Source organism: Halomonas sp. BMC6, from assembly GCF_964204995.1.
In the GTDB taxonomy this organism is placed as follows: Bacteria; Pseudomonadota; Gammaproteobacteria; order Pseudomonadales; family Halomonadaceae; genus Vreelandella.
In genome coordinates this window covers 2,895,419-2,920,122 of sequence record NZ_CAXNSH010000001.1, presented here as the reverse complement: position 1 = coordinate 2,920,122, position 24,704 = coordinate 2,895,419, and the positions used below count along the sequence as shown (strand labels likewise).

The window sequence follows — 24,704 nt, the reverse complement described above, 5'->3', positions numbered from 1 at the left end:
AAAGCAGACGGCGGCCCTCTGCAGCGGCTTAAGGGCTCGGTTGGCAAATATGAGCTGCCATTTGAGCCTGTAGGCATTGAGGACTGGGAGGCTATGCAGGTGGAAGAGCTTCCAACCACCCGCACAGGTGATGAGCATCCGCCGAGATAGGCACGCATTGCACATGCCATGTTAGTGAGCACATGGCCGGTAGGCGAGGAGCATAGCAATGAAAGTGACTGAAAAAGTAGAAGTCGAGGCCGTCACCGATGTGGTGTGTGATGTATGCCTAACCACAACGCGTGTAGCAGATGAAAATCTTGAGTACGCCACCCTCAAGGCACATTGGGGCTATGGCTCTCAACACGACGGCGAGCGCTATGAAGTCCACCTGTGCGAAAGCTGTTTTTTCAGCACGCTGGCTTACTTCAAACAAGAACGCCGCGTGCAAAATTTGTTCAGCGAAGATAGCGACAGAGATCAAGCCTTCAGTACAGATGACCGATTGGGGCTCGTGGCGACGGATGACTATTTTGGTGATAGAGACGCCTAAGCGTGCTATGCAGTTTCGCCACGCTTTTGGACTGGCTATAGAAGGCTGCTGAGTAATATTAGCGATAACGAATAATTGCTGATTATTCAGAAAATCGATAATAGCTTTATAGCTCAGCACTAAGTGAAAAGGTCTTTTGGTATTTAAGATACAATCTAATCGACTGGTTTTAAAAGCAATGAGAGAGTTCCTATGACGCTACCGAATGAGCGCACACGTGCAATTATCCAGGCTGAAACTTTTCTCATTGAGCTGAGCAAGGATAAATCTATTTGTGACGAGAAGCGGCAAGAAGCGCGACGCTTACTGCGCCATTATCCAAGTCGTAAAGAGATACTTTTAGCTGGTCAAATAGAGGAAAAGCTTACTGCAGGCACTATTTTTACCCCTTTTCTGTCAAGCACCACAGAAACAATGATCCCAGGCTCTTTTGAGCGCGAGGCAGAAGATTCAGCGTGATTTGAATGGCCGTGTAGATTTGCTTTCCACTGCTCGGTTAGTGAGTTAATGGCTTGGTATAAAGATGCTTGTCAGCATGAGGTCCCCGTAATGCACAAAGCATTGATCCTAGCCAGCCTATTAATGCAGGCAATGCGAAAAAACCGATTGTCCAACGTTGCTGGGTAAGATCACTCCCCAAAAGCTAACCGTCAACTGACACTGATGGAAACACCACAAACAGAAGAAGCAAAGCTCGGCAAAAGGCTGATGGCCACCGTTGACAAGCTCAATCGAGAACTAGGGCGAGGAACGATACAGCTGGGACTACCCCTAGCAGGCAACGCCTGGAAATTACGCGCTGAACATCCCACGCCGCGCTACACCACCCGCTAAGAAGAGTTGCCCGCTGTGCGGTAAACATGCATCGCAAAGAAAAGAAAAAAGCGATCACTCAGCGGCTACAAAAGTGATCGTCGTTTCGTATGTCTCCGAGGGGAAGCGTTCGCTAACAAGTCTCAGAACTCACCTAGTCACTATACGGGTGCAAAGGGGGCTAAGCTAGCCTAAGAAGTGCTATTTCGACAATGATCATAACAGTGCATTAAGTCACTAATTACTATTGAAATCCCGAGGATCTCATTGTGTGCCTGTGCTGTCTCAATACCGTTAATATACTGTTGTCAAATAGCAATGTCAGACCGTCTACCCTCAAGAAGCCGTGAATGGAACATGTGGGTAGTTTGTCGGGATGAGGAAGCCTATATGCCGCAAGATAACGATTCGCAAAGTCCTAACACCAAAGGCGATACTAGAAGACCAATAGAACGATTAAAAGGGTCTGTTCAGCATTACGATAAGCCGTTTGAGCCGGTGGGCATTGATAACTGGGAAGCCGATATCCTGGAGCCTAAGAATGCGGTAAGGCCAGGAGAAGTTCCTGCACACATCGCCCCGACGGGCACTCGCTATGTCAGGATTCGTGAGGTTCCACAAAAGCTCCAAGACAGTTTTGTGCGTTATCTCAAGGGTGCCGGCTGCCCAGTGGTTGATAACGAGGATGGCCCACTCGCTTTTGAGACCGACTGGATTGAGTGGCGTCAGCACCGTCGACCTGATCGTATGGCGGCGCATAATAGTGCGGAAACAAGTGCCGCAGTGATGCGCACATTCCCCAATATCGCTCATGAATGGGAGCTTTCAGATACAGGCATGGCTACGCTTTTAGGTCTTAGTAGTAATGTGTATCGTGAGTGGGCAGCGACGCCTTTACAGGCACATTTAACGGCTGAGCAGCTTGAACGTGCCTCCAACCTCCTAGGGATCTACCGGTCGTTAACGCTGCTATTTCCACAAGTAGAACACCAGCAGCGGTGGCTTCATCATTTGAATGATAACGCCCCTTTTGATGGTCTCTCTCCCATGCAGCTAATGCATCGCGGTGGTTTAGGGGCACTGCGCGCTCTTCGAGCCTATCTTGACGCTCAGCGGCAAGGAGGTTTTGCATGAAAAAAGCGCCAATTATTTAGTAGCCCTGGGGTTCGCGGGCTCTTCCAGCCCTTGTGCTCAAAGTGCCCAGGGGGCTTGGATCACCCACATAGCGCTGGAAATTCAAAAAAATGACCCTAAACGACTGCGAAGAGTGAAGCTATCGGGTTATCACCCCATTTTTAGAGGGCTTCAAAAGCCGAGCTTACGCCAAAGCGGCCAGTTTCTGTTGAGGAGCTTACCCGATGACTCGTATAGATGAACTGTTGCATGTTGGTAATTAAGAAATCTTGGTCAGTCTTTGCGAGCAATTTAGTGTACACCTAGACTATGAACACATGGTTTAGGTGTACACTTATGGATCAGATGACAGCTCGGCAGCGACTGGACGGCTGGGACAAGTTAGGACGAAGCGTATTCACGCTAAATGATTTGGCAAAGATCTTCCATGAAGACAAACCAAAAACCCTTCAGGAAGGGATCAACCGACTGCGTAAGCATGGCATTCTTGAAGGCGTTGCCCGGGGCATCTATTGCTATGCCCTTACGCGCACTCCCGACCCATATCGGCTGGAACGAATCGCCCGTGCCATGCGTCGAGGAGAGTACAGCTACGTCTCACTAGAATCAGCCCTATCAGAGTATGGGGCCATCTCACAAATTCCTGTCGATCGATTAACCATTATGACAACGGGACGCAAAGGGACGCACCACACCCCTTATGGCACCATTGAGTTCACTCATACGAGCAGGCCCATCATCGAGCTGCTGCCACGCATGCGTGATATTGGCCGGCCGCTCAAGATGGCGACACCTGATGCTGCCTGGGCGGATCTAAAACGTGTGGGACGAAATACGTATTTAGTCGATGTGGAGGTGATCCATGGCCAGGATTGAGCCCGAGGATTTTGCCAAGCTATGATTACGCCAGGAGTTGTTTTTGATCTTATCCATAGCAACGAAGAAGAAGCAAAGACAAATCCTATACCACCGAGACTCATCAAATTTACAGCTTCAAAAGAACTTGCAAGGGTGATGAAAATATGCCGGGCGCTGATGACCCAAAGCAGTAAATTACTACCGTCATCTGGAGTGCGGCTGTCGAGCTGTTTGGTGGGGATCAAACAGCAGCGAACCAGTTGGTTTCACAATGAAGCAATAGGCCTAGATTGGCAGCGTCCCATTGATGTCATGGAGGAGGATGCGCAGCAGGTGCTGGATCTGATTACGAGAATGGACAGAGGCGTTTACAAATAACCTCGCTATTCTTTGGTTGTAACCTAGCAGGCACGCTCTTTGCCGAATGCTGAAGCATCCTGCGCAGTTCCATAGTCTTCTGGCTATTCGGTTTCGTTTTCTAAAACTGATAAGCGCGTTTCCAGTATTTCACGAACTACCTTTCCTATCGCATGACGTTCTTCTAGAGTCAGAGTGAGTGTTTCATTAGAGGCGGTGGATACAACCAGTTGTGACGGCTGCCACTGCTGTTTGAGTGAGTCACGGGTGCACTGTATCGCTTCGTTTAGCTCCATACCGCCTAAGGCTGCAAGAATGTTTTCGTGTCGCATCATGACCGTTCTCCTGTTTATCATCTTTTTGTTCGATAAGTGTAAATGATCTAAGTTACCGTGTACGTTAGTTAAGTTGTCATTTTCAACAATTGTTGCGACTAAACAATAATTGCTGCGACAATCTCTATGTTGAGTTTACATAGAGCACGCCCTTGTGACCGTTTCTCTCAAACAATCCAGAACCTTTAGCTTTCAAGATGGCACCCTTAAAGACGAAACTGAGCGCTTGGTCGTTTGGTGGTACGGGCCTATCTTCAAAAATATCCGCTCACAAAGCGTCCCTAAAATTTATGTATTTTTAAGACCTATTGATCAGGAGAACAAATTAGGAGACGTGATTAAGCGAACGACGGTCTTAACGCATGTCGGACTATTGAGAATCGGCTCCGTCTGGGAAAAGGGCGTGAGCAACTCCCGCATCGCATTTGAGGAGAAAACATTCCCTGTTTCGTTCTCTCCGGGCGGCTGGCGGATTGTCTCCTTAGACGACTTGCACAAAGCAGGGCGCAGCCTCTATACCTCCTTTCATGAGGCAAGCTATTTACCGCTGGACAGAAAACACAAATCGTACCTGATTGAATTTGACCTCCCAGATGGCAAACATCTGCTCATCCCTTGCACCGAATTTTTTGCACGCGTTTACGGTCGATCATCTGAAATCAAGCGTGTGCTCGCCACTTACTGTTGGGAGGAGGTCAAAGAACGGCTTTATCGACCGCTTAATGCGCCCCCATCGCCAGGTACCTGGCCTGTCAGATTTACATATCGTGTTCATAGGCACGATGCGATTTTGCTCGCGCACATGCTGTACGACCCCTATGCCGAACAAGCTGCCAGAGATATTTATGCGCAGACTGAAGCCAGCTTCCCCCAAGATAAGATGCTTTTAAAAGTCACTCCATGGTTTCAAGGCAGCGGGGAAATCTCTGTTTCTGGCGTTCCAATTGATGGTGGCAACACATTCCTAGGCTTGCAGATATTAGGCTGTACGCAGCCCGATGGTGCCACGATCCACCGTGAAAGAGAGAAATCAACGACAGTACCAGCCACCGATGGCGACGATGCCCCCTCTCAGTTCCCCTATCATCAGCTTCAAGACATCCCCGATGTCATTGACCTGACGGATGATGACGAGCCCGACCATGGTTCTTCCTGGCTAGACCTTACTGAGGACGAATTCGTTATTTTAGGTAAGCCTCGCGCCGTCTTGGATAAACGATATACCCGAAAAAACGTGCCCGATACACGAGGCGTCCCCGTTCCGGGTGACGAAACCATTTTCTCCACTGGGGAGCCACATGGGTCAGGGAAGGGAGTGGGACAAGCGTCTATTCATGCTCCTATTACACTGGAATCACAGGGCTTTCTACGTGATATGTGGAATGCGCTTCTCTATTTACAATCGGCCTATCCCGCAACGATTCGTGGCGTTAGCTGGTTTACCTTTGAAGACGGATTCAGCACTTCTCCTGACCCTCGGTTAATCAGCCTCGAACCTTTCGAAATAGACGAGGAGGTGGAAACGTCAGTCGCTAATTGGGTTTACATTGATACTCAGACCAAGGTACCTCGCGGGGTGCTCGTCGTTCGGGTGCATGTGTTAGATCAAACGCTCTATCTCATGGAGATCCAACGACGCCCTCCAAAACCCAGAGCTGGCGGTAGCGAGGAGGCATCCAAGCCTCCTTCCTATAAAGGTTTAGTCTTCACGCTGAGCCACCAAGGCAGCTTCGAGCAGTGGTTACGCCAAGTGCTGTCTAACGTGCGGCACGTAGAAGGTGTTGTCCAAAAACTAGTTGGTCACTGCCCAGGATTCGCCGATACGTTCAAGCACCCTAAATCCAAAAAGGAACAGATACCCTGCGAAGCCTCTGTGTTAAATGCTTTTAGCAAGGTCAGTATTGGTCGCAGTGACTTAGCATAGGTACTATTTGCCACCTTTATGAGTAGCGGTGTCTGTTTTGTCGGTAAGAGCAACCTGTACACCCCGTGTGCAGGTTGCTCTTCTGACGAAGAGCCGATACGGCCATCCCTTCAGTGGCGGGCGAGGATCTTCGCTGCGATGGGCGAAGTGATCATTTGAATCACGGCAAAAAAAGCGGCTGGAATTGCGATCTCTGATGGCAAGCCAGAAGCAGCGACAAACGCTGCAGCGATGCTGAATTCCTTTTTACTGACCGTGAAAAGATAGGTAATCACCTCTTTGCGATCAGAGGTGAGTAACCGTGAGGACATACCTACCAGGTACCCAATCAAATTGAGGCACAGGGCCGCGCCCGCAATCACAAACGCATACCAGCCATAGCCAATGATCGTGGTGGCATTCGGCCCGACCACGGCGAGTAGGATCAGCAGATACAGAATCGACCCTATCCCTGCATACGCTGAATCATGCCGTGCAAAGAAAGCCGAGAACCTTGTACGCAAGCTGACCCCAATCACGGTAGGAAGAAGCACGATTAGTGTTAATTCAAGAATAATTGATCCAAGCGGCACGTCTAACTGAAGGCCGGTGAGCCATAAAAACAGGAAGGGAACAATAAACGGACATAACGCGGTGTTGACTGCGTTGAAAACAGCGGCAAGCGCCACATTGCCTTTCGCCATCAGTACCAAAAGAGGAGAAGACACATCTGTCGGCAGCGTGCCGAGCAAGGTTTGGCCAGCAGCCAGCGGGCCGCTTCCAAAAAATAGACGGCCCGTTAGCCACCCGGCAATCGACATAGGCCCATAGACCAGCCCCAATGCCAACAACTGCCGTGACGGCTTTCGGAACACGATGCGCACTGCATGCGCATCGAATGTGAGGCTGATAATCAACATCAGTAATGCCAGTAATGGCCCAATCGCGAACTTAAGCATTATTCCGGTGGCCGGAAAGAGTAAGCCTCCCCCCGCGACGACGATTACAAACCAGACAAGGTGCGCCTCGACAAAATAAATGAATCTACCCATGGTGGATTGGACGTTACCGGTTGAAGTGGATTGAGCCCCGCACCTAAAACATGATCACCTTCGGCCCAGCACACAAAGGCTCCTTGGTAGCTAGGGACGTGCTTCCCAATCCAGCGATGCAAATAGATAATGCTCAAGGGTTGAAGCTTTAGTTGCTAGAGGTTTTATAGTACCAAGAACAGATAATTCGAGAGAAGGTAACAGATGGGACATCATCATGATCATCCCCACATTGATCCTGCCTCTGGCGACCGGCGCGTCAGCATCTCCATTTGGGCCAATGGGCTCTTAACCATCGCTCAAATCGTCGGTGGCATTATGGCGGGGAGCCTATCGCTGATCGCTGATGCGTTACATAACTTTTCTGACATGGCAGCATTAGTCATTGCCTTTGCTGCTCGTAAAATCGCCAGACGGCCTGCCGATGCGCATATGACCTTTGGCTATGGCCGCATCGAGATAGTGGCAGCACTCATCAATTACACCACCCTCATTATTGTCGGTGTCTACCTGATTTACGAAGGCGCTATGCGGATGGTCGATCCCCCTGAGATAGAGGGATGGACGATCGTGATTATTGGTGGCGTCGCGCTCGTCGTCGATGCCCTTACCGCCATGCTCACGTGGTCAATGCAAAAAGAGAGTGTCAATATCCGCGCCCTTTTTCTGCATAACTTATCGGATGCGTTTGCCTCCATCGCCGTGATTATCGGTGGTTCGCTTATTTTACTGTACGACATGCGCTGGGCGGACCCCGCGATCACGATAGGGATTGCGCTATATATTCTTTACCTAGCCTTCTCTGAAATTGGCGGCCCTATCCGTACGCTAATGCTGGGATCTCCCCCGGACATTGACGGGCAGGCAGTCGTTGAGACCGTACGAGATATCGAGGGAGTCCAGGATATTCACCATGTGCATCTATGGCAGATGCAGGAAAACATGGCAGCCCTTGACTGCCACGTGGTTCTGACAGAAACCGGCTGGCAGCAGCTTGAATCCGTCAAAGCAGAGATCAAGGAGCAGCTTAAAATGCGCTTCAGTATTGCTCATTCCAGCCTAGAGTTTGAGCATAGTGACCACGCGCATCAAAATGCCAATCTATATGGGCACGAGTGATAGACCGAGGCCGACTCCCGGCTCAGGTAGTTAGCGAGCGGCTTACTCCCATAGCGATTGGCTTATTTTTCAACCCTACTTTTCCACCCCATCGTTGAGAAAGAGAGAGAAACATGTTCAAAAAAGCGTCTTTTATATTGGCCGGTACGTTAATGCTGACCGCTGCGATCGTCGCCGTATCGAAACCTGCCCTCTTAGATATGCAAGCTCAGGCAGCAAAGGAGAGCAGTGTCCAGGCAGAGGACTCCTTGGTGCGCTCACACTCCCCCATCTTGGGACGAGAAGACGCGCCGGTGACGATTGTGGAATTCTTCGATCCGGCTTGCGAAGCCTGCCGTGCTTTCTATCCCCTGACAAAAAGTATTCTGGAAACCTACCCAGAAAAAGTGCGGCTCATCGTGCGCTACACTCCTTTCCACGGCGACGTATCTGATAAGGCCATTCGGGTATTAGAAGTTGCTCGTCGTCAGGGCGTCTTTGAACCGGTACTGGAGAGGCTGCTGGCTCGCCAGGATCAATGGGCTTCACATGGCAGTTTTGATGAATCCGCTATCCTCGATATCGCGAGCCAAGGAGGCCTTGATTTAGCGGCTGCCGAAGAGCAACTGACTTCTGCTGAGGTGCAGGCGGTGATTGACCAAGACATGGCGGATGTCAGAGCCAATCAGATTCGCCAAACACCTACCTTTTTTGTCAATGGCGAGCCTTTAGACCCCTTTGGTATGCAAGAGCTGATTGATGCCGTTGAGAGTGAAGTAGCGGAGATCTCTGGGGAAGAGGATGGCCAGTGATGCAGCGCTGGTGGTTACTAGGCTTTGTGGGCTTTTACCCCTTGCTAGCCGAAGCCAATTGGCAAACGCATCTGTCATTGCCTCCGTCTGAACTTAGCCCTGTCAAGTTACAGGCGGCTAGCGAGCAAGAAGGCACATTACCGCTCGATAGCGTTGATACCCTAACCTTTGGGCGTGATGTCGTCATTGATACCACCCTCTACGAGGCCTTGGCAGCAGAAGGTGTCCCAACGCGTTTCGCCACTAAACTGGAAACACTGCTCAGCGAGTTTATCGCAGCGCCGCTGGAGTTTTCTGGCAGTGAACGTATTCAATTAGTGTGGGAGGAAGATCGACGCCAGGACGGCGCCCGTGTTGGGCCACCACGCCTCAGTTATGCCGCTCTGCCTGATCAGGCAGAGCCCTTGGAGGTCATATGGCCGGTCACCCAAAAGGGGGACGTAGCTCTTTTCAAAAGCGACACCCTGCTAGGCACGTTGCGGTTGCCCGTGCTTAGTGCCCGCTTAACGTCTCGCTTTGGGAATCGGCGACATCCTGTGTATGGAGGGATGCGTCCTCATAATGGAATTGACTTGGCTGCGCCGACAGGAACGCCGGTCATTGCCACCGCACCTGGGCGCGTATTCTTTATGGGTCGCCAAGGGGGATATGGGCAGGTGATCGAGGTGGAGCACGACACAGGGGCCATTAGTCGCTACACACACCTTAGCCGATTCTCCCCACAGCTAGTGGTTGGGGATTTAGTCAATGCGGGAGAGTCGCTCGGAGAGGTAGGTTCCTCCGGGGTCGCCACGGGCCCCAACCTGCATTACGAAGTGAGAGTCAATAACCAGCCTGTTGATCCCCTTGGTCAAGGTCAACGCATCATGTTGGGTGAGCAGCCGACTCAAGGTGAATATCAAGCGTCACTTTACGAGGCAAGAGATCGCTTGGAACAAGCTATCGGCACGGCGTCCATTTATGACTTGATCTCGTTTAACGAGCCGTAACCACCCGTGCTTAGCAACGTTGCATGGATTGTTAGTAACGTGAACGTGTGCTTGCCTCGTTATGGAACCCTAGCGCTGTGATCACTCATCTACCACAAGACAGGTAATCGGTATGGAAGAGGTTTCTCTCGTCACAATGGGGGTATTGGGAAGCCTTGCCGCGGGCTTGATGACGGCTGTCGGGGCGCTTCCTATCTTGTTTACCAAAAGACCGAATCGTGGTGTTCGCGATTTAGCGTTGGGGTTCGCCGCTGGCGTCATGCTAGCGGCCTCTTTCTTCTCACTGATCATACCCTCCTTAGAAGCCTCGGAGCTGCGTTACGGAGGTAGCGTGGTACCTGCTGCCATTGCCTGTGCGGCCATCTTGCTAGGGATTGGAATGGTCGCACTACTGAACGAACTCTTACCTCATGAGCACTTCGAACAGGGGCGAGAAGGGCCAGAGGCTGCCTCACTACGTCGTATCTGGTTGTTTATTATTGCCATTACGATACACAACCTGCCAGAAGGGCTAGCCGTTGGCGTGGCCTTCGGCGCAGGGGGAAGCGAAGGAGGCATTCCACTAGCGATTGGCATTGGACTTCAGAATGCCCCAGAAGGACTGGCCGTAGCAGTATCACTGCTAGGCGTGGGCTATTCACGTTGGCGGTCATGGACGATTGCCGCCCTTACGGGGCTTGTTGAGCCGTTGGGTGGCTTATTAGGCGCTGGAGTCATCAGCATGTCACAAGCGCTACTGCCCTGGGGGTTGGCCTTTGCAGCGGGGGCGATGTTGTATGTGATCAGTCATGAGATTATTCCCGAAACTCATCGAAGCGGGCACCAAAAAAAGGCCACGCTGGGCCTCTCCATCGGATTGGTACTCATGCTGTTTTTGGATGTTTCGCTGGGCTGACCATTGGGCGTGGGGCGTAGCGTTAGTGCTAACCCAAGTCGAGAGCCCCTCCGTGCGATTTTTCAGTGATACAGAGTTGATGATCACTGATGACCTCAATGATTCGGCAGCTTTCCACTTTACCACCGGCACACTGCGTGATCATCCGTTGAAGCTCCTCACGCAGTATGGACAGTCGTTGAAGGCGGGACTCCACTTTCTTTAGGTGATGCGTGGCGATGGCATCGACTTCTTGGCAAGGCATATCAGGTTGATCTGACATGGCCAAAAGCTCTCGCACTGACTCCACCGAAAAGCCAAAGTCACGGGCATGACGAATAAAGGTCAAGCGCCGCACAGCGTCGTCTCCATAGCGGCGCTGCCCCCCACCGGTTCGTGTCGCATCGCGCAACAGCCCAATACGCTCGTAATAGCGAACCGTTTCAGGTTTGCAATCGGCTCGTCGTGCTAACTCACCAATGCTGATACTTTGGCCGATCATCGACATGGTAAAACTCCTTAGGCAGGGCTTGAAGCTGTAGTTGCTACAAGGTTTACACTTAAAAACCATAGCCCATTGGCAGGAGAGGCACCATGAAAACATCAACGCCGACAACAGCGCCTACCACCTTGACGCTGCGTGTTGAAGGCATGGACTGCGGCGGTTGTGAGCGCAAGGTTGTATCGGCGCTAGAGCGACTGGAAGGCATTGAGGAAGTCACGGCAAGCTCGGTCACGGGATCAGTGAAGATTCACCACCACGATCACGGGGCCCCCTCGCGAAAGACCATTGAGGGCATCCTGAACGAACTAGGCTATCAAGTGGCTTCCCATGATGGCCAAACACGCGCACCTGGTGCTTCATCCTCTTGGTGGCAAACCGCTAAAGGGCGCTTGGTCATTATCACAGGCAATTTGCTGATCGTAGCCTTCGCGCTTCGTTTAGCATGGCCTGCGCTGGGTAATATGCCTTTCATTTTGGCCACGCTAGTCGGCTTAATACCCATTGCGCAGAGTGCCTGGGGCGCCCTCAAAATGCGCAATCCCTTTACCATAGAGATGCTGATGTGCATCGCTGCGCTTGGCGCATTGGCCATCAATGCTGCCGCTGAAGCTGCGATGGTCGTGTTCTTGTTCGCCGTAGGTGAGCTACTCGAAGGGGTAGCTGCTTCACGAGCGCGCCGCAGTATCTCAGCCTTGGCAAATTTAACACCCTCAACGGCGAGGCTGATGGACAATGGCCATCTGCGTGACGTCTCGGCGGAGTCACTTAAACCCGGGCAGCGTGTGCTGGTGCGGCCCGGTGATCGCGTACCCTGCGATGGACGCATCCTGGTGGGCACCTCCGACATTGACGAGTCGCCGGTAAACGGCGAGTCCATACCCCGTTCGCGAGCGCCTGGTGATGACATTTTTGCTGGCACAGTGAATCTTGATGCCGCCCTGGAGGTGGAGGTAACACGAGGCGCTGATGACAATACGATCGCACGCGTTATTCGTCTGGTTGAAGAAGCACAGGCCGCCAAGGCACCGATAGCACGCTTTATTGATCGTTTTGCGTATTACTATATGCCCGCCGTCGTCTTACTCGCCCTACTGATGGCGATAGTGCCACCGCTGGTATCGACCATGGCATGGTCGGAGTCGATTTACCGTGCGTTAGCATTGCTGTTAATCGCATGCCCCTGCGCGTTAGTCATTTCCACCCCAGCCGCCATCGCCGCCGGTCTCTCGGCGGGAGCTCGGCGCGGACTACTGATCAAAGGGGGAGCCGTTCTTGAACAGTTAGGTAAGCTTCGCTTGGTGGCATTAGATAAAACGGGCACCCTCACTGCGGGTACCCCAAGAGTCACAGATGTGGAGTCTTGGATTGCTGAGGAAGACGATAACAGCGTATTGCGGCTCGCCGCCGCAATAGAGCGGGATTCCAGTCACCCTATCGCCACGGCTATCGTTGAGCATGCCCGACAGTCGGGCATCAACCTCCCCACCGTCACCGGCGGCCGCGCTCTGGCGGGGCGCGGTGTTTCCGGCCAGGTGGAGGGTCGCGAGCTGAGCTTAATGACGCCTCGTCACCTTCACGAGAAAGTCATCCTTGAGGAAAGTCTCAGTGCTCGGATTGTCGCGTTAGAAGAAGCCGGTAAGAGCCTCGCTCTCCTCGTCGAAGGCGAGCGTTTACTGGGCTTGATCGCGGTTCGCGATGAGCCACGCGAAGATGCCATTGAAGGCCTAGCGGCGCTATCCCGTTTGGGCGTACAGGCGGTCATGCTCAGCGGTGATAATGCCCGCACCGTCGCTGCCACGGGGGGTCGCTTAGGCATTGAAGCGTACGGCGAACTAATGCCTGAAGACAAGGCAGCGTATGTTCGAGACTGGCAAGCGGCTGGCCGTGGCCCCATCGGTAAAGTAGGCGATGGCATCAACGATGCACCGGCACTCGCGGCAGCCGATGTGGGTATCGCGATGGGGGGCGGCACGGATGTGGCGTTGGAAACCGCCGATGCAGCCTTGCTCAAGAACCGCGTTACCGGCATCGCTGAGCTGATAGACCTCTCTCGTGCCACACTGCGCAATGTGAAAACCAACGTTGTTCTCGCCCTTGGCTTAAAAGCCATTTTCCTAGTTACAACGGCGCTGGGTATTACCGGCATGTGGATTGCGGTGATGGCCGATACCGGTGCTACCGTCCTGGTGACGTTGAACGCCATGCGACTGCTGGGTTACCGCTTTTCGCCCAGTACCGCAATGACAGGCCTGTCACAAGGAAAAACAACGTCATGAGAACAGCGCCAAACGATAGCCCTTCACGACGTTGGCCATGGTTCACATTTGCTTGCGTATTGGCTCTAGCCGATCAACTGGTCAAAGAAATCGTGCACGCCCAGATGTCGTTTGGCCAAGTCATTCCGCTAACGCCGTTTTTTAACTGGGTTTATACCGGGAACACAGGAGCCGCTTTCAGCTTTCTCGCAGAAGCAGGGGGTTGGCAGCGCTACCTCTTTCTTGGTTTAGCGTTGGTGGTGGTCGTCGTATTGGTTGTGCAGCTATGCAAACCCCTGTCGCGCTTGGAGGCCTGTGCGTACAGCCTGATTCTTGGCGGCGCGCTCGGTAATACTGTTGATCGCTTAGCGCGAGGGTACGTCGTCGACTATCTGGACATTTACTGGGGCGAATGGCATTGGCCCGCCTTTAACATGGCCGATATCGCTCTGTTTGCAGGTGTATTGATGTTCGCAGTGGCGTTATGGCGTGAAAGTCCTGCTTTTAAGCGCTCTGAGTAACGCTATGGATGTGGTCGATAAAGATAAAGAATATACGCTTTTTGCTGGGCGCTCCTCACCAATAGTCGATTGCGTTGTAGCGCTCGCCGCTGGGGTAATGACCACCTTGAGTGCCGCCCCCTTTTCCCTATGGTGGCTTGGCCCAGTGGCCGTGGCACTGGTCTATTGGAAGATACAGTCGCTAACGCCCGCCATGGCCACCCTGCGTGGGTGGTGCTATGGGGTAGGCCTGTTCGGTTCTGGCACATCATGGGTCTTCGTTGCTATTCACGATTTCAGTGGCACCGGGGCCTTGGTGGCGATGCTCCTCACCACTCTTTTTGTCAGCGCCCTGGCGCTCTTCTTTGCAATCCCCTTTGGGCTCTATCGGCGCATCACGGGGCCACGGTTAGCCTGTCTTAGCTTTGCCGGTATGTGGGTGGTGAGCGAATGGCTACGCACCTGGTTGCTCACCGGCTTTCCCTGGTTATTGCTGGGCACCTCTCAGGTAGATTCTCCACTAGCCCCATGGGCGCCCGTTGGTGGTGTGTACTTGCTGTCACTCATGACCGCGCTGACAGGTACGTTAGGGGTAGAGGTACTGCGTCGCCGCTGGGGTTTCCTTGTCCCAATGGCCGCCTTGTGGATCGTTCCATTCCTATTGCCCGCCCAATGGACAACCCCGGCTGGCAAGCCCATCCGGGTGGCATTGCTGCAAGGGAATCTTGACCAGCGCATTAAGTGGACTGCCCAAGGGCAGCGCGAGGCGATCAGTATCTACACGGCGATGACACGGGAGCAAGCAAGGGATATCGATCTCATCGTTTGGCCCGAGGCAGCCCTTCCCATGCTTGAGCAGGAAGCACAGCAAATACTTGAGCAAGTAGCGTCCGACCTGGGGCCTGACACCGCCTTGTTGACCGGCATTTTGCAACGCGACAGTGAAGGGCGCTCTTATAACAGCGTCATAGGGCTAAATGATGTGCAGGGCGAATACCAGAAGGCGCACTTGGTGCCCTTTGGCGAGTATTTGCCATTCCAAAGTCTCCTCGCTGGCACCCTTGCTTTTTTCGACTTGCCAGTACCTCGCCTGACCCCAGGGACAGGCGAACAGGCTCCGTTACACGTGGCTGGAGCCACCATTGGCAATGCCATTTGTTACGAAATCATTTTTGCCGACCATGTCGCCCAACAGGCGCGTAATGCCGAGCTGCTATTAACGGTTTCCAACGATACGTGGTTTGGGCGCTCCATTGGCCCACACCAACATCTTCAAATGGCGCGTCTACGTGCCTTAGAAAATGGTCGTCACCTACTTCGAGCTACCAGTAATGGCGTGACGGCCATCATCGATTCACAAGGCCACGTCACAGCCCGTGCCCCACAGTTTGAACCGGCCAGTTTAACTGGCGAGGTGACCCCGATGCAGGGCCTAACTCCTTTCACACGCACCGGTAGTGGCCCCGCTTGGATACTCGCTGCGGTGCTGACACTGCTCGGGTTACAACTGAACTTATCTCGATCAAAAAACGACGCATTAGATGAAAAAGGAACCTAGCGATGCTCTTGGCAAAGAACGCAGCAATACTTAAGAGATTCCTCCCATGGCCAATGCAGATCGGCTTCATCGTGAGTGTGATGGTTTCGTTTCTGGCATGGCTCCCTGTCGCCATGGCGGCACAACCTTCCACTGCCCAGGAGACGGAATGGCCCAAAGGGCATTACCCGCTACCAGAGGAAGGTAATATTATCGGAGAGGCTGACACCTTTATCGTAAAGGATTACGACGATACCTTGATAGATATTGCCAGGCGTCACAACCTTGGCTATTTGGAGATGATCCGTGCAAACCCAGAGGTTAGCATCTGGGTTCCAGGGGTGGGCACGGAAGTGACTATTCCGGGACGTTTTATTCTGCCGAATGTGGAGCGTACTGGGATCGTCATCAATATCGCCGAGCTGCGGCTTTACTACTACCCAGATGTCAAAAACGGTGAGACACCGCGTGTTGAGACCTATCCTATTGGCATTGGTCGCGAAGGGTTTGATACTCCTCTAGGCGTGACCGAGACCACCATGAACATTAAAAACCCCGCGTGGTACCCGCCTGAGTCGGTAAAACGCGAAGCGGAAGCACGCGGTGAAACCGCGCCCAGCGTTGTGCCACCCGGCCCCGATAACCCGCTAGGAGACCATGCCATCATCCTAGGCTTCGATGGCTATTTGATTCACGGCACCAACCAGCCCGATGGCATTGGCATGCGCGCAAGCCGAGGTTGTATCCGCATGTTACCCAAAGACATCGAATCTATATTTGACCGCATTCCACCCGGCACCCAAGTCAACATCATCAATCAGCCGATCAAGATAGGTTGGGAAGGCGGTCAGCCGCTGATTCAAGCCTTTCCGCCGCTTGGAGAAGAAGAGCACAGTATGACCGCACTCACAGAGACCATGACACGCCTTAACCAATACAATGTCGATAACGTAAACCTCGATTACGAGCAGCTCAGCGATGTCCTGTCACTCTCTAACGGGCTTATAACCCCACTACATCCAAAGCAGGAACAGGAGCCACAGCGCCACAGCCCAGAAGAGAAGGCTATCAAGGGCATTTATGAAGACCTGGTTTTGACGTCATCTCAACGGTCATGACACGCCTTTTGGCACCCCGTTGAGCCCTGGCATATAGGTAGAGAGCCATAGCCCCGTCCAAACGGCGGGGCGACATTCGCCTACAGAGTCGCGGGGCCCTCCAAGTGACTGCGCGCTATCAGTGTCTTAGCACTCAATATCCAGAGGCAGCCAGTAGGTAACGCCACCCACTACCACCTGTATCCCGTCTGTCGTCCGCTCTACGGTCTGTTGTCGAAGCATTTTCTGCGTTAATTTTGTGTCATGGAAATACTCCATGGCAGCAACGATCCATGCCTCCCTCCAGGCCTCTCCTTGATCAGCACACCGGGCCATCGTCATCAGGGTGCGGGCTAGTGTTTCTTTTCGCCGCTTTCTTGCCCGTTTTACATCCACCCGAGGAGCCAACGTGGTGGCATGTTGGCGATTTAAGAAATTAGTAAACCCCGTGACCGAGGCTGCTTGTCCGGGCACCGCCTGCAAATAGTTGTCCACATCGCCCTGTTGAGGCAGTCGCTGCCCCTCCCGGTCAGTAGCGAGTAGCAATGCGGCTGCCGCTCTTAGTGCAAGTCGTGCGGAGGTGTGGGACGTTTTGCCCGCCTCTATACGGGTTTCCAATTGCTGCCAATAAGCATGCAGCGCTTTTTCTGATAAAGAAGCGGACGGCATAGACCTGAGACACGCTTTGATACGTCGTTTCTCTGAGTCGATCTTCTTTGCTTGGTGATCCGGCTCTACCCCTTGCTCTTCATGCAGCCATCGCATAGGAAGTCTTACACGCCGCAACCCCTCCGCACCGAAGTGATGAAGCAGCTCCGAATAGCTCGGTATCCGTGACCATGCCTGGTCGATCTCAAGGAAGAACGAGAAGAAATGATTGATCTTGAGGGCAGCCTTATGCGGCCCTGTGGTACGAATCAGCCATTCACCAAATTCCCCAAAGGCCTCACGTAACGCTTTGGTGGTGATACCGGCTTGGCCAATGATGATCCGCTTACGACATGTGCGCGTCCAATAGCAGGGCTCACAGGCATCGCCTCGACCCGCTGGCATGGGATTACCACACAATGGACAGGCAATTTCCCCCTTGCTCATTACAGGCTTTGCACAATGCGTCACCGCTGGATGTCATGACCAATAAGCGATGTCGACGACATGCAGAACAGGTACCGTGGTCTGCTGTCGAACAGCGTGGACATAAGCGATGATCATGCCCCATACGCGCCACTCGGGTAAGACGTTGAGATGCTTTCCCACACGCCTCGCAGGGCTCTGGTTCTTTGAAATAGGGAGCGCAGGCGATACAGACAGGGCCGTAGGGAGTGACCTTGCCGATGTTGTAGTCTGAACGGGCTTTTCCACATCGTGCACACGGTTTGTCGACGTTGCACTGACGACAGACGGCGTCTGGGTCATTCTTAGGCAGACGGGCTAACTCACCACATCGTGGGCACATTCGCCGCTTAAACACACGAGCATAGCAAGTTGAACAGTAACCATGCCCTTTATGGCGTCGCCACAATTTGGAGACTTCTCGACCACACTCATCGCAGTCGACCGTTTTGTGTTGCTTCAAGAGGTTGGCTCCGCTTTCATTCTCCGTTTTAAGCGCGCCCATGAGGCTCTCACTGCGCGTTCCGACATGGGGCGATGAGCCGGTAGAGCACGGCGGCGATGCGGCCCATGGGGGTGATGAGATAACCGCGATAACAACGGCAACAACATAACGGGGGGTGACTTTCGGGGATCATGAAGCGCGCTCGTTTTGACATTACAAGCGACCAGAGCGCTAAACGTTTCTTCAACGCCTATACTGAGCAAACGCTCCACCGCCGCTAATAAAGCACAACGCTCGTTGACAGGCAGCAGCTCAAACGCCAACCCAGACACAGGCATTTGGCTATCCGTCATCGAAATGCCCAATGTTAGAAGCGCATCTGCGAGGGGTGACGCAGGCCGCCGACTTGCACGCCGAACAACGCCAACAAAGAAGGTCACCATAGAAAACCAATCGGCGGGTGCGATAGGGGCCTCCCTAAACGTCACGTTGCTTCTTGTTAAAGCACGATCAGCCATCACTTGGAAACTGAACGCTTCTGGTAAAGGCGACGTGCATACCGCCTTTCTAAAATCGTTATAACACCGGCTGCACTGAGCTAAATGTTGATCTTCTGCTGACAGGCGATGAGGCTCTATAGGGGCCTTGCATACCGGGCACTCATCTATCAGTTGCACCCCATGAAAGCGGCACCCAGTGTGCCAAGCGAATCGCCAGTGTCGGCGCAAGTAGGGGGCTGAGTCCTCTGCCAAACACAATGCACAAATCTGTTGTCCTCCATGGCGAGTTCGATTTCGGCTGCCGAGTGCCAACAACCAGGGCCAAGTCCGCGTTTCCAGTAATGAGTAACCGGCCACTTTCTCACAATCGTCCCGCATCCCAGCTTTCTGAAACTCAGCGGACGATATCCCCGATGCATTGACTAATGGGCGCATTCTTACGAGGGGAATTTCCCTATCAATATCCCTTGTCCATATACGCCATGTTGGCCAGATAGCCCCAGTGAGCGACAAGGGATCACACCCCTGTCTCAACGCCGCCCGTACCAGCCATGAAGAAAGCGACTCTTCAGGCAACAGAGGCACACTCAGCGCCCAGGGCATTACAGCATCACTTCCCTAATGCCACGGGTAGGTCGCACCCATGATTTACTCTGAATAATTTTCTCATCGATGCGCTCAGCCCCGGACAAAATAGCGGCATTGGCACACTCAATCAGCAGCCGGTGCAGGTCGCCAAAATTGCCGCCAGAGATCGCGTGGAGCTGGGTCGCCAATTGGGGCTCATGCAGTTGGGAAGGATGTTTGAGCGGTAATATCTTCTCAAAGCCAGCGAGCAGCTTCTGAAACTCCTGATTGAGCTCCCACTTTGGTAACGCGACCACATCAAAGCGACTCGCATGCTGTGGGTCTGAATGCAGCACACGCACAGCGTCTTGCGTCCCCACACCAACGATGGGAATCATTAGCTCATTGCATAAAAGCTTAATGGCATTCATCGTTTCGCGCTGCTTAACAGCACCACCGGTTAACAGAGAGTGAAACTCATCAATGATCAGCAGGCGCGTATGGCAAGCACGCAGTTGATGAATCACCTGGTAGCGCAGCTTGGGAACCGGATCAGTAGGTCGATAGGGAGCCCAGAAACTCTCTAGTACCGCGATATACAGACTTTTCTCATCGGCACTCGGTGGGGCCTGAGTGACGACAACCGGCTTCACCGGCTCTACGTCTTCATTAACGTAGCCTTCACCATACTGCTTATGAAAACGCTGAACGATGGTGGTCTTCCCGTTATTAGAGTCACCCACGATCAAAAGATTGGGCATACGAGGACGACTGGGCTTCTCCATCAACCCGCGCATAACCTCAATAACACGGTTGGCCAATGGATAGCCCAACCATCGCGGTTGATCCATAAACTCCATCCGCTCTTTAGCGGACAGCCCCAAGACGTGACGGAGGTCAGGATGAAGGTGTGTGCTCATGCTATGTCCCAGTTCACATCGATATCACCCGTTAAAAGACCGTTTCCTTGAGCGGGTGACTCTTGAGGGGCCGCGGTTGAGGGCGCATTTAACAGAGGATCTGCAGGCGTCACCTTCTTCTCATGCTCTTTGCGACGTTGCGCCTGGCGGCGGCTTCGCTTGGTGCGCGCCTGCGACTCCTCCACATGGGTTCGCAGCTCACTAATAGCGCGTAGAATTTCAGACTCATTCACCGAGTTCCTGCCTTCCTGGCGAAGGCGTGCCTTAGCTTGGGCATACTCCCAAACACTCATCGAGGGGAGGGCAAGATTGGCAAAGGGAATGCGAAAATAGTGCCCGAGGCCCGGGTCTTTGAACCAAATAACGCTAATGTCGCGAGGATCGCGCCGGAATGCAAAGGTTCGTTTCTTGTCTGGCGTGTCTGGATCTTTGGCATTGATCCACGGCCTTAGCGCCTCATCGTAATAGTTCATGCCATCGATGGTCACACCAAAGGTCTGGATCGTGCGCTGAAAGCCGGGCAAAAAGTCGAGCAATACCGAGAGCCTATCAGCAGGCCTGGGGGCTAATCCAACCCCCTGCACGTCAGCATTGCCAAACACACCGATTTCCCACTTCTTCATCGGGGACATGCCAATTCCAGAATGAAGGCGCTGGTGGTAAACCTTGCAAATCAACGTCACCAGCCACTCTTCAAACTCACTTTTCGTCATGGCCGCGTGTTTCTCTGGATCGTACCCCTCTTTCTCTTTAATGGAGGAGAAAGTCGTCCCAGGCAGGTTATGGATTTCTTTGAGAAGAGAGCCCAGCACCCGCTCAATATGGCCACCATAACGAGGCTGCTTAACAGGCCGAAACTCAAGGTTGATCCCATAGGCTAGGCATGAGCGCCTAAACGTTTCAGAGCGAAAATCTGGGCCGTTATCGACATGAATCGTGGCGGGTGTGCCCCATACCGGCCACTCAGCCTCCACGTTATGCAGCAGCAACCACTCATCTTTCGGAAGCATGGATTGCGCCACACACATGCCTACGGATGTTTCAGAGGGTGGATCAAACGATAAGTAGTACCCCGTGACCATGCGAGTACACACGTCCATGGCCAACGTAATCCATGGACGGCCAATCGGTTTGCGATACACGTCATCGACCAAAATAATATCGGCAGGCGTGTGGTCAATCTGCATAACGGCTAACGGATAGTCCGCATTGGGAAACTTCCCGGCAGCCGGCTGAAACTTATTAATCGCTTTTTCTCTAAAGCCATGGCCACGCAACCGATCACGCTCTGGGATGTCACGCAGACGAGCACGAACGGTACCAGGGCTCGGCGGATCAATGCGCCGCTCATGGCAACGCCGCATGACCTCCTGTACCGCCTTTTGTGCTGAGGGACGCTGCAGCGTCAAATAAACCTCTTTGATAACTTCCTGAATCACCGCCTCTGCATGCGCGGGTATACGCGACTTCCCCTTCTTCCACCCTGGCTTTTGAGGAATCAATGCGAGCACCGAGCCCGTCGCTTTATACCGCTTCAACCAACGGTAGATCGTAGCCGTATCAACCCCCGTTTGTTTCGCACGCTCCTCCGCTGCATCTCGCCCAACCGTATGGCGATCCACCAAGGGCTTAATGATGGAAAAGCGATGCTCGGCCTCCCGCCAATCGGCATCCCCAATCTCGGACATATCCTGCTCAGGGGATACGGACCCGCTATTGAGAGGCGCTAGTTCTTTGATGCGAAGCGGGCAACTACGCCCGGACTCAACGGCAATGCCAATGACCGTCTCAAAATCGAGCACCTGGGAAATTCGGTAAACGGTGCCATCTTTCTGAACCTGCTCACCCACCATAATCTGCAAGTGTTTGAACCGTACCGGTTTTCTCGGAGACCCGTTAGTTTGAGTCAAGCAGCCTTATTTGCCTGACTCTGTTGCTCATAATACATGGCTTCTCGCTCTGCTGGTGGGATGTGGCCAATCGGCTCCAGTAACCGCCGGTGATTGAACCAGTCGACCCACTCCAACGTTGCAAACTCAACCGCTTCTAGTTGCCGCCATGGTCCGCGTCGGCGAATCACTTCGGTCTTGAAAAGCCCTATCACGGTTTCAGCCATTGCGTTGTCGTACGAATCGCCCACGCTTCCGACAGAGGGCTCAATGCCGGCATCTGCTAAACGTTCCGTGTAGCGAATTGAGACGTATTGAACGCCTCGGTCGCTGTGGTGAATAAGATCACCTTTAGGTCGCTGAGGGCGCTCATGAAGCGCCTGTTCAAGCGCATCCAACACCATATCGGTTCGAGGTGTACTGGAAACTCGCCAGCCGATGATTCGGCGAGCAAACGCATCAATGACGAAGGCGACATAAACAAAGCCCTTCCATGTGGCAACGTAGGTAAAATCTGATACCCACAGTGCGTTCGGCTGAGCTGGCTGAAACTGCCGCTTGACCAAATCCGCCGGACAGGCCTTGTTAGGGTCAGATACAGTCGTACGCACCGGCTTACCACGTATCACACCGCGCAGCCCCATTTGGCGCATCAGGCGAGCGTAAGCGTTCATCCTACGACGTAGTTGACCTACTTCACGTCACGCAGAGGCCTAAGTAACTCCGGCGAGACCTTGTACTGTTTCCTGCCTTCCTCGCCCAGCACGATCACACTCTTGCGGTTGATCTTGGTGACGATCCCCAACACCGGTCCTTCTCGGCCTTCGAAGGTCACTTTCAGACCAACCCGCAACCGACTCAAGGCTTGCAGGGTTTCCTGTTCTTGCAGTTCATCAATGCGCTGGCAGATGTACTGGTTCAGTTCCAGCAACTCGTCGATGCTCATGTCCTCAATGCGCATGGACGACCTCCACCGGTGTGAGTTGCGTGGCTTGTCGGTCCGGATGACGGGGATCGATCAGAGCCCGTAGCGGATTCTCGGCGAACCGGATTTTCCAGCGCCGCGGAGTCAGGTTCGCCACTTCACTGGCGGGATGCTGACTGACGCGTTGCAGCACGTCCACCAGGTAAGTGTAGGGGTTAATATCGTGCAGCTTGCAGGTGCTGATCAGGCTCTGGATGATGCCCAGGTGTTCCGCGCCCAGTTCGGTCCAGCAGAACATCCAGTTTTTCTTGCCCATTGGAATGGGGCGTAGCGCCCGTTCCAGGTGGTTGGTGTCTGGCTGCACGTCCGGGTTTTCCAGGAACACGGTCAGGCTCGCTTCGCGACCGAGCACGTAGTTCAGGGCCTTGGTCAGCGGGTCGCTGGGCACGAGGCCGCCTTGTGCCAACTGATCCCGGCACCACTGGAAGAAGCCGCTGACGACCGGCTTCGCATGGTCCAGCCGGTATTGGCGCTTCTTCTCGCCGGTGAGCTCCTTTTCCTTAATGGTATCTTCAATCTGGTACAGCTTCGCGATCTGTTGCAGGGCTTCGGTGGCCTTCTCAGGATGATCCTTTTGGGCCTCAACGAAGCAACGGCGACTATGCACCCAGCATTGAGCATGAGTAATACCTTTCTGGGCCGCGGCATAGCGGGCATATGCGGCATAACCATCGCTGATCAGAGTGCCACTGAATTGGTCGTTCAGAACCTGCTCGATGTGCAGTCGGCCCCGACTGTTCGAGTAGGTAAACACCACTTCGTCGTCATCACCGTATAGGGGCCAGAACCAGCCTGTTTTCATCTTGCCTTTCTGCGGGCCTGCCCGGCCCTGGTGGCCCGCTTTGATGGGTGTTTCGTCCATGGCCAGCACCCGGCTGCGCAGCACGTTGTCGGTCTGGGCGTCCACAATGGGCCGAAGCAGGTCGATGGCCCGCTTCACCAGGTTCGTCAGGGTGCTGCGGCTGAGGGTAATACCCGCTTGTTGAATGCGCTGGTGCTGGCGATACAGCGGCAGGTGGAACTGGAACTTGTCCACCAGCAACCCGGCCAGCAGGCTGACATCGGCCAGGCTGTTGTCCAGCACGTTGAACGGGGCTGGCGTCGTCACAGGTTTTGAGTCAGTGCCCTTACGACGGAACACCGGGCGTTCGCATTTGAGCACCACATAGCTGGAGGCGCGCTGGGCCAGGCGATAAGTCGTTTTAGTGCCAATGATGTCGTACTGGTCGGCGTCCGGACCGGTCAGCTCCGGTGGCAGGTGTTCAATGACTTCCACCGGCACCCCGGCAGTAAAGCGCAGGCCAGTGTCGTTCAGACAATCGTCGTCCCGCTGCTTCTTGCCGGTGCCGCGCTGGTAAGCCTTAATAGTGCGTTTTTCTTCATCGGCAGGCTGTTCCGGTCGCGGTGCCTCCTCTGGCTGGAACAAGCTGTCCTGCCCGGGCAGATCGACCACCTGCTTCTCGGATTTGGGGCCGAACAGCTGCTTCTTGAACCAGTCTAACTGGTGTTTCAACTGCCGAATGGATTCCGCCTGGGCCTCCAACTGCTCCCGCAACAGTGCATTCTCCTCGGCCAGAGCCGAGGAGGAAAGTGTACCGGGAGAAGAAGCTGAAGCCGTTGAATTCATGGCCGAT

The 24,704-nt window shown here is 53.6% G+C and carries 24 protein-coding genes and 1 pseudogene; 15 read left to right on the top strand and 10 right to left on the bottom strand.

Features of this window, described 5'->3' with window-relative positions:
• Positions 1-208: 208 nt before the first annotated feature.
• The 6 genes from AB6K10_RS14210 (at position 209) to AB6K10_RS14185 (ending at position 3,715) form a co-directional block, all read left to right on the top strand.
• Complete coding sequence (locus AB6K10_RS14210) at positions 209-532, top strand: hypothetical protein (protein ID WP_339119070.1); 324 nt, start codon at positions 209-211, stop codon at positions 530-532.
• Between the two features lie 192 nt (positions 533-724).
• The gene (locus tag AB6K10_RS14205) at positions 725-991 is read left to right on the top strand and encodes a BPSL0761 family protein (protein WP_339119069.1); all 267 of its coding nucleotides are present in this window, start codon (positions 725-727) and stop codon (positions 989-991) included.
• A gap of 204 nt (positions 992-1,195) precedes the next feature.
• Complete coding sequence (locus AB6K10_RS14200) at positions 1,196-1,366, top strand: DUF4113 domain-containing protein (protein WP_339119068.1); 171 nt, start codon at positions 1,196-1,198, stop codon at positions 1,364-1,366.
• Positions 1,367-1,735: 369 nt separating this feature from the next.
• The gene (locus tag AB6K10_RS14195; protein ID WP_339119067.1) at positions 1,736-2,479 is read left to right on the top strand and encodes an antitoxin Xre-like helix-turn-helix domain-containing protein; all 744 of its coding nucleotides are present in this window, start codon (positions 1,736-1,738) and stop codon (positions 2,477-2,479) included.
• A 336-nt stretch (positions 2,480-2,815) separates the two neighbouring features.
• Positions 2,816-3,355, top strand: coding sequence for a type IV toxin-antitoxin system AbiEi family antitoxin (locus tag AB6K10_RS14190; protein WP_339119066.1), 540 nt, complete (start codon positions 2,816-2,818; stop codon positions 3,353-3,355).
• A 21-nt stretch (positions 3,356-3,376) separates the two neighbouring features.
• Positions 3,377-3,715, top strand: a complete 339-nt coding sequence (locus tag AB6K10_RS14185) for a hypothetical protein (protein WP_339119065.1) — start codon at positions 3,377-3,379, stop codon at positions 3,713-3,715.
• Between the two features lie 83 nt (positions 3,716-3,798).
• On the opposite strand, the gene AB6K10_RS14180 is transcribed toward AB6K10_RS14185, so the two are convergent.
• The gene (locus AB6K10_RS14180) at positions 3,799-4,029 is read right to left on the bottom strand and encodes a hypothetical protein (protein WP_339119064.1); all 231 of its coding nucleotides are present in this window, start codon (positions 4,027-4,029) and stop codon (positions 3,799-3,801) included.
• 154 nt (positions 4,030-4,183) lie between these two features.
• On the opposite strand from AB6K10_RS14180, the gene AB6K10_RS14175 reads away from it, so the two are divergent.
• Positions 4,184-5,953 (top strand): hypothetical protein, encoded by a 1,770-nt coding sequence (locus tag AB6K10_RS14175; protein WP_027957951.1) that lies wholly within the window; start codon positions 4,184-4,186, stop codon positions 5,951-5,953.
• 110 nt (positions 5,954-6,063) lie between these two features.
• Here the strand turns inward: AB6K10_RS14175 and AB6K10_RS14170 are convergent, their stop codons facing one another.
• On the bottom strand, positions 6,064-6,984 hold the full coding sequence (locus AB6K10_RS14170; RefSeq protein WP_027957952.1) for a bile acid:sodium symporter family protein: 921 nt from the start codon (positions 6,982-6,984) through the stop codon (positions 6,064-6,066).
• Positions 6,985-7,188: 204 nt separating this feature from the next.
• Between AB6K10_RS14170 and AB6K10_RS14165 the strand changes: the two genes are divergently transcribed.
• The 4 genes from AB6K10_RS14165 to AB6K10_RS14150 all read left to right on the top strand — a co-directional run bounded on the left by AB6K10_RS14165 (position 7,189) and on the right by AB6K10_RS14150 (position 10,778).
• Positions 7,189-8,103, top strand: coding sequence for a cation diffusion facilitator family transporter (locus AB6K10_RS14165; protein ID WP_339119063.1), 915 nt, complete (start codon positions 7,189-7,191; stop codon positions 8,101-8,103).
• Between the two features lie 113 nt (positions 8,104-8,216).
• Positions 8,217-8,894, top strand: coding sequence for a thioredoxin domain-containing protein (locus AB6K10_RS14160; RefSeq protein ID WP_016916431.1), 678 nt, complete (start codon positions 8,217-8,219; stop codon positions 8,892-8,894).
• Positions 8,894-9,883, top strand: a complete 990-nt coding sequence (locus tag AB6K10_RS14155; protein ID WP_016916430.1) for a M23 family metallopeptidase — start codon at positions 8,894-8,896, stop codon at positions 9,881-9,883. Before AB6K10_RS14160 ends, AB6K10_RS14155 begins: the two co-directional genes overlap by 1 nt.
• Positions 9,884-9,995: 112 nt before the next feature.
• Positions 9,996-10,778, top strand: coding sequence for a ZIP family metal transporter (locus AB6K10_RS14150; protein ID WP_016916429.1), 783 nt, complete (start codon positions 9,996-9,998; stop codon positions 10,776-10,778).
• Between the two features lie 28 nt (positions 10,779-10,806).
• Here AB6K10_RS14150 and AB6K10_RS14145 read toward each other — a convergent pair whose 3' ends face one another.
• The gene (locus AB6K10_RS14145) at positions 10,807-11,265 is read right to left on the bottom strand and encodes a helix-turn-helix domain-containing protein (protein ID WP_144979945.1); all 459 of its coding nucleotides are present in this window, start codon (positions 11,263-11,265) and stop codon (positions 10,807-10,809) included.
• 86 nt (positions 11,266-11,351) lie between these two features.
• Between AB6K10_RS14145 and AB6K10_RS14140 the strand changes: the two genes are divergently transcribed.
• Genes AB6K10_RS14140 through AB6K10_RS14125 form a run of 4 tightly spaced genes read left to right on the top strand, consistent with a single transcriptional unit; the run spans position 11,352 to position 16,672 of the window.
• Positions 11,352-13,538, top strand: a complete 2,187-nt coding sequence (locus tag AB6K10_RS14140) for a heavy metal translocating P-type ATPase (RefSeq protein WP_027957955.1) — start codon at positions 11,352-11,354, stop codon at positions 13,536-13,538.
• A complete protein-coding gene (lspA, locus tag AB6K10_RS14135) occupies positions 13,535-14,038 on the top strand; it encodes a signal peptidase II (protein WP_027957956.1) in 504 nt (167 codons plus the stop codon). Before AB6K10_RS14140 ends, lspA begins: the two co-directional genes overlap by 4 nt.
• A gap of 4 nt (positions 14,039-14,042) precedes the next feature.
• Entirely contained in the window at positions 14,043-15,575 is a 1,533-nt protein-coding gene (gene lnt / locus AB6K10_RS14130; RefSeq protein ID WP_027957957.1) for an apolipoprotein N-acyltransferase, read from the top strand.
• A gap of 53 nt (positions 15,576-15,628) precedes the next feature.
• Positions 15,629-16,672 (top strand): L,D-transpeptidase family protein, encoded by a 1,044-nt coding sequence (locus AB6K10_RS14125; protein WP_035539261.1) that lies wholly within the window; start codon positions 15,629-15,631, stop codon positions 16,670-16,672.
• Between the two features lie 126 nt (positions 16,673-16,798).
• Here AB6K10_RS14125 and AB6K10_RS14120 read toward each other — a convergent pair whose 3' ends face one another.
• The 7 genes and pseudogenes from AB6K10_RS14120 to AB6K10_RS14090 form a co-directional block, all read right to left on the bottom strand.
• Positions 16,799-17,746: a hypothetical protein gene (locus AB6K10_RS14120; RefSeq protein WP_339119062.1), complete on the bottom strand. Its 948-nt coding sequence runs from the start codon at positions 17,744-17,746 to the stop codon at positions 16,799-16,801.
• A gap of 477 nt (positions 17,747-18,223) precedes the next feature.
• Positions 18,224-19,312: a TniQ family protein gene (locus tag AB6K10_RS14115; protein WP_120386063.1), complete on the bottom strand. Its 1,089-nt coding sequence runs from the start codon at positions 19,310-19,312 to the stop codon at positions 18,224-18,226.
• Positions 19,312-20,196 carry a TniB family NTP-binding protein gene (locus AB6K10_RS14110; protein WP_083007654.1) on the bottom strand — a complete coding sequence of 295 codons (885 nt, stop codon included), beginning with the start codon at positions 20,194-20,196 and terminating at the stop codon, positions 19,312-19,314. Before AB6K10_RS14110 ends, AB6K10_RS14115 begins: the two co-directional genes overlap by 1 nt.
• Positions 20,193-22,049 carry a Mu transposase C-terminal domain-containing protein gene (locus tag AB6K10_RS14105; protein WP_339119622.1) on the bottom strand — a complete coding sequence of 619 codons (1,857 nt, stop codon included), beginning with the start codon at positions 22,047-22,049 and terminating at the stop codon, positions 20,193-20,195. Before AB6K10_RS14105 ends, AB6K10_RS14110 begins: the two co-directional genes overlap by 4 nt.
• Positions 22,050-22,102: 53 nt before the next feature.
• A pseudogene (locus tag AB6K10_RS14100) lies at positions 22,103-22,744 on the bottom strand (IS3 family transposase); the annotation flags it as partial.
• Positions 22,745-22,776: 32 nt separating this feature from the next.
• Positions 22,777-23,046, bottom strand: coding sequence for a hypothetical protein (locus AB6K10_RS14095; RefSeq protein ID WP_062375866.1), 270 nt, complete (start codon positions 23,044-23,046; stop codon positions 22,777-22,779).
• Positions 23,036-24,697: an IS66 family transposase gene (locus AB6K10_RS14090; RefSeq protein ID WP_339118472.1), complete on the bottom strand. Its 1,662-nt coding sequence runs from the start codon at positions 24,695-24,697 to the stop codon at positions 23,036-23,038. Before AB6K10_RS14090 ends, AB6K10_RS14095 begins: the two co-directional genes overlap by 11 nt.
• Between the last annotated feature and the right edge of the window lie 7 nt (positions 24,698-24,704).

Excerpts from the sequence above, each read along its gene's own strand:
- AB6K10_RS14210 (WP_339119070.1), top strand. The coding sequence starts at position 209 with ATGAAAGTGACTGAAAAAGTAGAAGTCGAGGCCGTCACCGATGTGGTG.
- AB6K10_RS14205 (WP_339119069.1), top strand. The coding sequence starts at position 725 with ATGACGCTACCGAATGAGCGCACACGTGCAATTATCCAGGCTGAAACT.
- AB6K10_RS14200 (WP_339119068.1), top strand. The coding sequence starts at position 1,196 with ATGGAAACACCACAAACAGAAGAAGCAAAGCTCGGCAAAAGGCTGATG.
- AB6K10_RS14195 (WP_339119067.1), top strand. The coding sequence starts at position 1,736 with ATGCCGCAAGATAACGATTCGCAAAGTCCTAACACCAAAGGCGATACT.
- AB6K10_RS14190 (WP_339119066.1), top strand. The coding sequence starts at position 2,816 with ATGGATCAGATGACAGCTCGGCAGCGACTGGACGGCTGGGACAAGTTA.
- AB6K10_RS14185 (WP_339119065.1), top strand. The coding sequence starts at position 3,377 with ATGATTACGCCAGGAGTTGTTTTTGATCTTATCCATAGCAACGAAGAA.
- AB6K10_RS14180 (WP_339119064.1), bottom strand. The coding sequence starts at position 4,029 with ATGATGCGACACGAAAACATTCTTGCAGCCTTAGGCGGTATGGAGCTA.
- AB6K10_RS14170 (WP_027957952.1), bottom strand. The coding sequence starts at position 6,984 with ATGGGTAGATTCATTTATTTTGTCGAGGCGCACCTTGTCTGGTTTGTA.
- AB6K10_RS14165 (WP_339119063.1), top strand. The coding sequence starts at position 7,189 with ATGGGACATCATCATGATCATCCCCACATTGATCCTGCCTCTGGCGAC.
- AB6K10_RS14160 (WP_016916431.1), top strand. The coding sequence starts at position 8,217 with ATGTTCAAAAAAGCGTCTTTTATATTGGCCGGTACGTTAATGCTGACC.
- AB6K10_RS14155 (WP_016916430.1), top strand. The coding sequence starts at position 8,894 with ATGCAGCGCTGGTGGTTACTAGGCTTTGTGGGCTTTTACCCCTTGCTA.
- AB6K10_RS14150 (WP_016916429.1), top strand. The coding sequence starts at position 9,996 with ATGGAAGAGGTTTCTCTCGTCACAATGGGGGTATTGGGAAGCCTTGCC.
- AB6K10_RS14145 (WP_144979945.1), bottom strand. The coding sequence starts at position 11,265 with ATGTCGATGATCGGCCAAAGTATCAGCATTGGTGAGTTAGCACGACGA.
- AB6K10_RS14140 (WP_027957955.1), top strand. The coding sequence starts at position 11,352 with ATGAAAACATCAACGCCGACAACAGCGCCTACCACCTTGACGCTGCGT.
- lspA (WP_027957956.1), top strand. The coding sequence starts at position 13,535 with ATGAGAACAGCGCCAAACGATAGCCCTTCACGACGTTGGCCATGGTTC.
- lnt (WP_027957957.1), top strand. The coding sequence starts at position 14,043 with ATGGATGTGGTCGATAAAGATAAAGAATATACGCTTTTTGCTGGGCGC.
- AB6K10_RS14125 (WP_035539261.1), top strand. The coding sequence starts at position 15,629 with ATGCAGATCGGCTTCATCGTGAGTGTGATGGTTTCGTTTCTGGCATGG.
- AB6K10_RS14120 (WP_339119062.1), bottom strand. The coding sequence starts at position 17,746 with ATGAGCAAGGGGGAAATTGCCTGTCCATTGTGTGGTAATCCCATGCCA.
- AB6K10_RS14115 (WP_120386063.1), bottom strand. The coding sequence starts at position 19,312 with ATGCCCTGGGCGCTGAGTGTGCCTCTGTTGCCTGAAGAGTCGCTTTCT.
- AB6K10_RS14110 (WP_083007654.1), bottom strand. The coding sequence starts at position 20,196 with ATGAGCACACACCTTCATCCTGACCTCCGTCACGTCTTGGGGCTGTCC.
- AB6K10_RS14105 (WP_339119622.1), bottom strand. The coding sequence starts at position 22,049 with ATGGTGGGTGAGCAGGTTCAGAAAGATGGCACCGTTTACCGAATTTCC.
- AB6K10_RS14095 (WP_062375866.1), bottom strand. The coding sequence starts at position 23,046 with ATGCGCATTGAGGACATGAGCATCGACGAGTTGCTGGAACTGAACCAG.
- AB6K10_RS14090 (WP_339118472.1), bottom strand. The coding sequence starts at position 24,697 with ATGAATTCAACGGCTTCAGCTTCTTCTCCCGGTACACTTTCCTCCTCG.